The organism is Roseomonas sp. KE2513, assembly GCF_016107305.1.
Taxonomy (GTDB): Bacteria; Pseudomonadota; Alphaproteobacteria; order Acetobacterales; family Acetobacteraceae; genus Roseomonas.
Genome location: NZ_RCVR01000103.1, coordinates 1 through 4199, shown reverse-complemented (window position 1 = coordinate 4199; position 4199 = coordinate 1). Strand labels below are relative to the sequence as shown.

Genomic DNA, 4199 nt, shown 5'->3' with positions numbered 1-4199 from the left:
ATGCCGCCGGCGGGGCGCACCTCGCAGGCCACGTACTTGCCGCCTCGCTCCAGCGTGAAGCTCGGGCCCATGGCCGAGATGATGCGGTGCCCACCATTCAGCAGCGCGCTCATCGGCTGGTCCACCGCCTCCCAGGTCGTGACCAGGCGCGGCGGCGCGGCCGGGGCCGGCGTCTGTGCCTCTAGGGGCGCGATCGTGACGGAGAGCAGAAGGTGGATAGAAGGAGGTGCTTCATGCCCGCTGTCCTAGACGAAGCGAGTCGGTTAGGGCACCGGCCAGATCCTCACGATGCCTTAGTAATTCGAGGATCGTAGGTCCAAGGACGTAGCTTGCGTGCCCTGGTACCCGCGCTAGCCGGGTGTAGCGGCGACAACCTGACATACGCATGCCCCTGCTTGTTATAATGTCAGACAGTCATGATGTTCATAAGTTCCAAATCTCACATGTTCACACTCGAACTTGCTTTCTTGTTGGATGTTGCTGGAAGCGAGGAACGGCTTTCTTGCCCCAAGCAAGGTTTCTCATCCGAAAAGCGTAGCGGAATGCGAAGGTAGAGAAGCCGGAACCGGACTCATGAACAGGCGCGAAGCACCAAGCATGGCGAGGGCCTACCCTTTGCAGAGCAAGCATGTTGACATGATAACATAACGCCATGTGAAGGGGTGAGAGGGATGATTGCCGATAGCGCAGGGCCTTCCCGACTCACGCAGATCTCGGTCGGATAGGGACACCAGGCGACCTCGCGCGCTCTCAATGCGGCTTTTTACCAGTGTTTCCTGGTGCGCCATGAGTCGGCCAGTCCTTTTTCCACCGCCTCCGTCATTCAAGTAGATTCTTAGATTCAAGGATTCGAAGATTCATCCGCTAATCCGCCTGCCAAAACAAAGGCTTGCCGAGCCAACTATGAGGTTATCGGGGCCTCCTATGAGGAATCCGGGCAGGGGAGACGGTTGCTGTGAGGAAACCGGGGAAAGGTATGAGTGATCCGGGGCGTTACTGTGAGGTCTTCGGGCAAGGCAGCGCGAATTATCCACAAGACCATTGTCAAAAATGAGAAGTTCGGGGCTGCAAGTATGAGATTTTCGGGGGGTTGTTCTCATACTTGGCAGCGGTTGGTATCATCGGGCCATGTCCGAAGCGCCGATTCTCACGTTGGCCCTGACGCCGCGCGGTCAGGAAGCAATCAAGCCTGCCGAGCTGATCCAGGTGACGGGCCACCATGAGCTTACCCTAAACGCCCGCCGCGCGATTACGGTGCTTTGGCATCACGCGCACATGCAGGGCGTGACGGAGGGCAAGCGGTACACCGTTGAGATTGATGAGCTGAAGCCTGCCGGTCACAAGGGCTATGAGATGGTCGAGGAGGCCATCGAGGCGTTGATGCGGACACTGCTGGTGGTCAAGCTGCCCAACGGGAAAACGCGTCGTGTCCAGTTTCTCGGCGGCAATGATCTGGACAGTCCCGACCGTCCGGCGGGCGTACTGACGTACAGTTTCGATGCCATGCTGATCGAAATCCTGCAGAAGTCGACGATATGGGGCAAGATCGCGCTGCCGATCATCATGTCGTTCAGCTCAAAATATTCTGTATCGCTCTATGAGAACGTGGCGCAGGTCGCAAACCTGTCTTTCAAGACCCAGATCGAATATAGTCTTGATGATTTCCGGGCCATGCTGGGGGTGCCGCCGGGTAAGTATAAGACCTTCGGTGAGCTGAACATGCATGTCCTCAAGCCTGCTGTGGCGGAGGTCAATGCGCTGGCCCCGTTCGGCCTGGCCGTCCTCCCCGTGAAGCAGGGCAAGAAGGTCGTGAAGGTGAACGTCGGTTGGTGGCGCAAATCCGACGAAGAGCTGCAGTCGGCCTATCGGGAAGGGCAGGCGTCCAAGGTCGGACGGAAGGAGCGGATCTCCGGCAAGGCGGAGCATGTGCTTTCCCCGATGCCCTCACAGGAGCGCCTCCGGCGCCGTTCCCCGAAAACCTCACTCTTGTCCGCGAAGTAGGGCAGGGGAGACGCTCCCCGAATATCTCATACTTAGGCCCGCGCGATCGGGCTTTCCCCGTAATGCTCGAACAGCATGTTCAATGCCTCGGCCAAAAGGGCTGCCTGAGACTTGTCCTGACGAGCCGCCATGATGGCGAGCTGCTTCCGTACCTCTGGATCGAAGTAGGCGCTGATAGCGACCTTGCCGACGCGGGAAGGCGGCTGGACAGTCTGTGGCGCGGCCTGAACCGGGACGGGGGGCGCGGGCAGCGTCTCCGGGCGCAGCGCCTTCAGTCCGGCGGCGAAGTTCGGCTTTGTACTCATGCAGGCACCCTCTCAAGCTGCTTGGCGGTCCACTTGTGGAGCTTTTTGATCTCGGCCGCCGCCTTGCCGTCTGGCTCAATCTCCTGTGCCGCTTGTCCGGTGATGAAGCAGCGGTTGTAGGCGACACGCTCTCCGATCTTCACCGGGGCGACGGGAAGCCCAAGGTGGTCCCGGATTGTCTTCTCGGCCTCGACTGCGGCCATGGTCGAATGGTGCTGCACCCCATTGAGGACCGCGAAGGCGTGGACTTGGGTGAGCTTCACCAAGTTGATCGTCTTGCTCATGGCCCGGAGGTCCATGATCGACGGCTGACAGGGGATCAAGACCAGATCCGCAAGGCGGATGGCGTCCATGACCGTGCCTTCCGAATGCGGCGCCGTGTCGAGGATCAAAATGTCCGCCCCAATTTCCTTCATCTGCTGGGCGGTCTTGGCCAAGCGAGAAGGCTGGATGCTCTGGACGTGCGGGAACTCGGCCTGGCGGGCGTCACCCCACTCCGCTGCGGAGGCCTGCGGGTCGAGGTCGAGGAGGACGACGTTCTGCCCGGCCTGCGTAAAGGCCACGGCCAGATGACAGGCGAGGGTCGTCTTGCCGACGCCACCCTTCTGGTTCGTCAGTGCGATAGTATGCATGTGAACATGCTCCCGTGTGAACCTGTTATGAAGCTCATGCGGGTCTGGCGTCAATCGCCGGATGCGGGTTCCAGCGTCAGCCCTTTTGGACCATCCGACGCATGGGCTCTCCAGTAAGCCCGGCCCCAACGATGGCACTTTCGCCCGCCCCCATTTACGCTGTTGAGCCGACCTGCGGTTGTCGACCCACCCGCGCTAAGAGGAAGTTGCAGCAGGCCACCGCTGTTCCGGCGCTCTCCGGGATAGTCGTCCAACGGCGCGGGCCAGAAGCAATCCACCCGCCCGGCCGCGCCAGGAGGCGGGCCGCGGCCGTAAGCCGCCCCTCGGCGAGCGAGGCGTGCAGCTCCCAAGGCAGGTAGCGCGGGGCAGGAGCCTCACCAGATGGAAGGCTTTCGCCCGTCATGACGGAGTTACAACGTAGGTGTGGGGGTGTAGCGGAAGACCTCGCCACCCATCTCGTCAACGAAGGCGCTTCTACGCCCTGCCGGCAAAAAGAAGGCGGCACCCGAGGGCACCGCCGAGTTTAGGGAGGAAACGTCCAAGAAAGCAGCAACCCGACAACAGAGGATTGCTGCGCTGCACAACATGGCCCTCCGCCGTGCCGACCGCAAGCGGAGCCGCCAATCCGGGACAACATCGCCCCTCAAGGAAGAGTGTAAGGAGGCCAAACGGTGAGATGCCTTGCTGTAGGCAAGTAGCTACAGCTCAGAAAAGGGAGAGTTTGCCAGTGATGCTGATGCGCGTCGATGTGAACATGGCATCCATCTAGGGCCTGTTAGCGCCTGAATCCTTGGCAAGGTGCCTGCGTTCTCTGGCTTTCTGGAGAACGGGATGGCGCTGACAGATGAGCAGTGGGCGGTGCTGGAGCCTCTTGTCGAGGCCTGCCGCCCGCACGCCAAGGTGCCACCTCAGCACCTGCGGCGGACCATCGGGGCCATTCTCTGGCGGCACGACAATGGCGCGAAGTGGCGGGCCCTACCGGCGGAGGAGGGGCCCTGGTGGATGGCGGCGCAGACCTTCATCCGCTGGTCTCGCCTGGGTGTCTGGGAACGCCTGCTGAGCATGGCGCAGAACCGAGGCATCGGGCTCGGCATGACCTTCCTCGACGGCACCTCCGTGCGGGCGCACGCCAAGGCGGCAGGCGCGGCCAAAAAGGCGCGACAGCGGCGGAACGGGATGAGCGTGAGGCGCTTGGTCGCTCTCGTGGGGGCTTCGGCACCAAGGTTTGCGTGATCGCCGACAGCGCGGGACACGCCGTCGC

General features: G+C 61.6%; 3 protein-coding genes and 1 pseudogene. 2 read left to right on the top strand and 2 right to left on the bottom strand.

Annotated elements, in window-relative coordinates:
* Positions 1 to 1128: 1128 nt before the first annotated feature.
* Positions 1129 to 2001 (top strand): replication initiation protein, encoded by an 873-nt coding sequence (locus D9599_RS30205; RefSeq protein WP_198385044.1) that lies wholly within the window; start codon positions 1129 to 1131, stop codon positions 1999 to 2001.
* 32 nt (positions 2002 to 2033) lie between these two features.
* Here D9599_RS30205 and D9599_RS30200 read toward each other — a convergent pair whose 3' ends face one another.
* Both D9599_RS30200 and parA read right to left on the bottom strand, forming a co-directional pair.
* Positions 2034 to 2306, bottom strand: a complete 273-nt coding sequence (locus D9599_RS30200; protein ID WP_198385043.1) for a ribbon-helix-helix domain-containing protein — start codon at positions 2304 to 2306, stop codon at positions 2034 to 2036.
* A complete protein-coding gene (parA, locus tag D9599_RS30195; RefSeq protein WP_198385042.1) occupies positions 2303 to 2992 on the bottom strand; it encodes a ParA family partition ATPase in 690 nt (229 codons plus the stop codon). Before parA ends, D9599_RS30200 begins: the two co-directional genes overlap by 4 nt.
* Before the next feature lie 777 nt (positions 2993 to 3769).
* Between parA and D9599_RS30190 the strand changes: the two are divergent.
* Positions 3770 to 4199, top strand: a pseudogene (locus D9599_RS30190) (IS5 family transposase); the annotation flags it as partial.